This is a genomic window from Neisseria sp. P0021.S005 (assembly GCF_051956955.1).
Genome location: NZ_JBQCWY010000207.1, coordinates 1 through 4,861 on the forward strand (window position 1 = coordinate 1; position 4,861 = coordinate 4,861).

Annotated in this window: 5 protein-coding genes; all 5 read right to left on the reverse strand. The window is 51.2% G+C overall.

Annotated features, from left to right (window positions below; all coding sequences use genetic code 11):
* Positions 1-287 precede the first annotated feature (287 nt).
* Positions 288-569 carry a hypothetical protein gene (locus ACTHUE_RS11050; protein WP_083315937.1) on the reverse strand — a complete coding sequence of 94 codons (282 nt, stop codon included), beginning with the start codon at positions 567-569 and terminating at the stop codon, positions 288-290.
* A gap of 47 nt (positions 570-616) precedes the next feature.
* The gene (gene purH, locus ACTHUE_RS11055) at positions 617-2,197 is read right to left on the reverse strand and encodes a bifunctional phosphoribosylaminoimidazolecarboxamide formyltransferase/IMP cyclohydrolase (RefSeq protein WP_070712166.1); all 1,581 of its coding nucleotides are present in this window, start codon (positions 2,195-2,197) and stop codon (positions 617-619) included.
* 277 nt (positions 2,198-2,474) lie between these two features.
* A complete protein-coding gene (locus ACTHUE_RS11060; protein WP_070459340.1) occupies positions 2,475-3,350 on the reverse strand; it encodes a DMT family transporter in 876 nt (291 codons plus the stop codon).
* A gap of 180 nt (positions 3,351-3,530) precedes the next feature.
* Positions 3,531-3,770: a Fis family transcriptional regulator gene (locus ACTHUE_RS11065; RefSeq protein ID WP_070459344.1), complete on the reverse strand. Its 240-nt coding sequence runs from the start codon at positions 3,768-3,770 to the stop codon at positions 3,531-3,533.
* Between the two features lie 69 nt (positions 3,771-3,839).
* Positions 3,840-4,844, reverse strand: coding sequence for a tRNA dihydrouridine synthase DusB (gene dusB, locus ACTHUE_RS11070; RefSeq protein WP_440423478.1), 1,005 nt, complete (start codon positions 4,842-4,844; stop codon positions 3,840-3,842).
* Positions 4,845-4,861: the final 17 nt, after the last annotated feature.

The following is a 4,861-nucleotide window of genomic DNA, read 5'->3' on the forward strand; positions in this document are numbered from 1 at the left end:
ATATATGATTTAGATAGTTTCTATTGTAATAGATTTGAATATTGGATTTATTTAGGTAATTAATGAAATTTGTATTGAAAATTGGTTTGAAACGTGTAATGGCTTTGCATAGCCTGTTTTTAGACGGCCTTGACCTTTCCTAACATATAAATAGTGCGCAAATGACACGAATTTATGCGCTATTAAGCCGATAGATAACATTAAAAAGGCAAGTGTAAAACTTGCCTTTACGTTTGGGATTTGTTTGTGCTCTATTGTAGAAAACTGTGTTGTTTTTTCAGACGGCCTTACCAACGGAACGTTTGGGTCACGCCTGCGGAAGCGCCGTTGTTGCCGGCATAGCCGTAGCCACCGGTATGACTGGAGGCGCAGGCGGTGAGTGCGGCAAGGGCGAGGATGAGGAGGATGTGTTTCATGTTTCTTGCTCTGAGTGGGTTGGTTTTAACTTGGGCGGCATTGTGTTGCTGCATGAATCGGGCTGGCTGGAGCTTGGTTGCTTTGTCCTGATTTACAGTTAGGCCGCTAAATTGTTTGATGATTGAAGAAGGCCGTCTGAAAACGGGTTTCATGATATTGAAACTTTGTTTTCAGACGGCCTTTATTTTATATCAGCTTATTAGTGGCGGAAATGACGGATGCCGGTGACGACCATGGCGATGCCGTGTTCGTCCGCCGCGTCAAAGACTTCTTGGTCGCGCATGGAGCCTGCGGGATGGATGATGGCTTTGATGCCCTGCTCGGCAATGACATCTACGCCGTCACGGAATGGGAAGAAGGCATCGGAAGCGGCACATGCGCCGTTGAGGTCGAGATTGGCATCTTGCGCTTTGCGGGCGGCGATGCGGGTGCTGTCCACGCGGCTCATTTGGCCTGCGCCGATGCCGTAGGTTTGACCGCCTTTGCCGAAGACGATGGCGTTGGATTTGACGTATTTTGCGACGTTCCATACAAACATCAGGTCGTTCCATTCTTGCTCGGTCGGTTGGCGTTTGGAGACGACTTTCAAATCGGCGCGGCTGAGGCGGTGGATGTCGGGGGTTTGTACCAACAGTCCGCCGCCGACGCGTTTGAGTTCAAAGTGGTTGGCACCTGCTTCAAGCGGCACTTCCAATACGCGCACGTTTTTCTTGGCGGCGGCGATTTCGAGGGCTTCGGCGGTGAACTTCGGCGCCATGAGGACTTCCATAAATTGGTTGTCGGTAATTTGTTTGACGGTTTCGCCGTCAACTTCGCGGTTGAAGGCAATGATGCCGCCGAATGCGCTGGTGGTGTCGGTGGCGTAAGCGAGTTTGTATGCATCCAAGGTATTGGAGGCGATGGCTACGCCGCACGGATTGGCGTGTTTCACAATCACGCAGGCTGGCGCGTCAAAGGATTTGACGGCTTCCCATGCGGCATCGGCATCGGCGATGTTGTTGTAAGACAATTCTTTGCCTTGCAGCTGTTTGTAGGCGGAAAGGCTGCCCGCGGCTGGGTAAATATCGCGGTAGAACGCGGCGCGTTGGTGCGGATTTTCGCCGTAGCGCATATCTTGCACTTTAATCCAGCTTTGGTTGAACTGGCTCGGGAATTCGCCGATTTGGGGCTGGCCGCTCAAGACGTCGTCTGAAAGCGAGGTCAGGTAGTTGGAAATCATGCCGTCGTATTGGGCGGTATGGCTGAATGCTTTGCGTGAGAGGTTGAAACGGGTTTTGTCGCTCAATGCGCCGTTGTTGGCTTCGAGTTCGACGGCGATGGCCGGGAAATCGGCGGTATCGGTAACGATGGCGACGTGTTTCCAGTTTTTCGCGGCAGAACGCACCATGGTCGGGCCGCCGATGTCGATGTTTTCAATCGCGTCTTCCAGCGTGCAGTTTGGTTTGGCGATGGTGGCGGCGAAGGGGTAGAGGTTGACGCACACGAGGTCGATGTTGCCGATGCCGTGTTCTTCCATCTTGGCGACGTGTTCGTCCAAATCGCGACGGCCGAGGATACCGCCGTGGATTTTCGGATGCAGGGTTTTCACGCGGCCGTCGAGCATTTCGGGAAAGCCGGTATAGTCGGCAACTTCGATAACGGGAACGCCTGCATCAGCCAAGAGTTTTGCTGTACCGCCGGTAGAGAGAATTTCAACACCGAGCTTGGTCAGGGTTTGGGCAAATTCGACTGCGCCTGTCTTGTCGGATAGGCTGATCAGGGCGCGTTTGATGGAAGACATTTGGATTTCCTTTGTTGAAGGTTTAATCAGTATGGGATGAAATTTCAGGGCGGTATTATCCTCCAGTTTCGCATTTTTGGCAGTAGGTTTTTACAAATATTGTTAACAATTTTATTGCAAAAGGCCGTCTGAAACTTGGTTTCAGACGGCCTTTTGCTTTTACCTATTTAAATCCCATTTTCTTTTAAAAGTAGGGAAATAATGTGTTTCATAGAAATTTTCCCAAAATGTTTTATTGAAAATAATACTGCTTACTTGAGGCCGTCTGAAACCGTTTTCAGACGGCCTTTTTATGTTTGTTGCTCACACGCGTCAGCATACCGGCGACAAAAGTGGACGCAATAACGACGGTAATGCCCATCGCAGACATGGTACTTAAATGTTCGCCCAAAATTAACACCGCCATGATAACGCCGATGACCGGCTCAAGCGAGATCAGTAGGCCGGAGACGTTGGCAGGGACTGTGTTCATGCCTTTGTTCCACAACAGATAGGCAAGCCAACTGCAACCAATCCCCATATACAAAACCGACAGCGTACCGCCCCATGACCAATTGATTTGATAACTGTCTGCCAACACCAGCGAAAACGGCAGGCACAACACCGCCGCCACCGCCATGGAAGCCGCGGTAAATGCAGGCGCACCAATACGGACAATCATCTGCTGGCTCGGACGTATCACGCCTGCAAAACCGAATCCTGCAAGTAAAATCAGCAAACAGCCGAACCAGTCAATCGTACCGCCCTCTTCCGCGCCGCCCATTACCATCATGCCCACGCCGGCAAACGCCACCGCGCAGCAAATCCAGTGGTAAAGTTTGGCTTTGTCGTTGAAGAAGAAATGACCGACAAAGACCACCAGCAAAGGCTCCAACCCCACCATGGTAACCGCGCTGGCGGCAGATGTATATTTCAAACCGATAAACTGGAGCATCAAAACGACAACGTAGTTGACAAAGGAAATCCACAACAACGGCTTCCATTCGCTCCGCGGAATCCTGCCCAAATGACGGCGGCACGACGGCAGCACCATCAATGCGGCAATCAACAATCGCGCCTCAACCATCAGCGTCGGATCGAGCATCTCGTAGGAATATTTGGCAGCGATAAACGAGCTGCCCCAGATTAACAGTGCGAGTATTTGGTAAAGCATGGTTCAACTCATGGTAAAAAAATTAATCGTTTCTTCTCTGGTCTTCAGACGGCCTGAAGCCTTTTCAAGCTGTTTTTATTTTGATTGTGTCAACAAATCCAAAAATATCCAACTAATGGATGAATGACCCGGCCGGCTCTTTCATGATAGGTAGGCAGCAATGCACCCTATTCCTCTCTATTACAACAAACCATGCTGCTGCAGCTTTTTACGCAGGGTATTGCGGTTTAACCCCAAAATGGCCGCCGCTTTAGATTGGTTGCCGCCGCATTGTTCCATCACGCAAATTAGCATCGGCTTTTCGACTTGGTGCAACACCATATCGTACACGCCGCAAGGTTCCGTACCATCCAAGTCTTTGAAGTATTGTCGTAAGTTTTGTTCAATACATTGCGCAATGTCAGTAGTCGTTTGATTCATCGTGATGTCTTTCTTTGAGTTTGTTTTTAAATAGATTTATTTTTAGATGATGAGGCCGTCTGAAACTCTTCAGCTTTCCCGATAGTGACACACCCAGCGGTCGGTTTTCTCTGAAAGCGTCTCAAGATAGGCGGCAAGGGTGTCGTATTGTGCTGCGGTGCTGTCCAAGCGGTTGATTTCCCGGCGTGTTTGTTCGCCTTCGGGCATTTCGTCGATGTACCAGCCGATGTGTTTTCGGGCGATGCGTACTCCGGCCACTTCGCCATAAAATTCATGCATGGCGCGGATGTGGTTCAAAATGGTGGCGTTGCATTCTGCCAAGCTTAAGGCCGGTGGCAAAACGCCGTGTTCGGCGTAATGTTTTAAATCACGGAAAAGCCACAGTCTGCCTTGTGCGCCGCGCCCTATCATGATGCCGTCTGCGGCGGTTTGCTTGAGGACGGCGGCGGCTTTTTGTGGCGAAGTAATATCGCCGTTGACCCAAACGGGGATGTTCAGACGGCCTTTGGTTTCGGCAATCAGTTCGTAACGCGCTTCGCCTTTGTACATCTGCGTACGGGTGCGGCCATGAATGGCAAGGGCTGCGATGCCTGTTTCTTCGGCGATTTTGGCGATGGTCGGCAAGTTTTGATGTTCGTCATGCCAGCCCAAACGGGTTTTGAGGGTAACGGGTACGTCCACCGCATTGACAACGGCTTTCAAGATTTCGGCAACCAAAGGCTCGTTTTGCATCAACGCGCTGCCTGCCTGCACATTGCAGACTTTTTTGGCCGGACAGCCCATGTTGATGTCGATAACCTGCGCGCCTAAGCCGACGTTATACCGCGCGGCTTCCGCCATCTGCTGCGGATCGCTGCCGGCAATCTGGACGGCCACCACTCCGCCCTCGCCTTCAAAATCGCTGCGGCGCAAGGTTTTTTTGGTATGGCGCAAGGTCGGATCGCTGGTCAGCATTTCGCATACTGCCCACCCTGCGCCAAACTCGCGGCAAATCCGGCGGAACGGTTTGTCCGTAATGCCTGCCATGGGGGCGAGTGCGATGGGGTTGTCAATGAAATAGCCGCCGATGTGCATGATGTGTGCGCCAAATT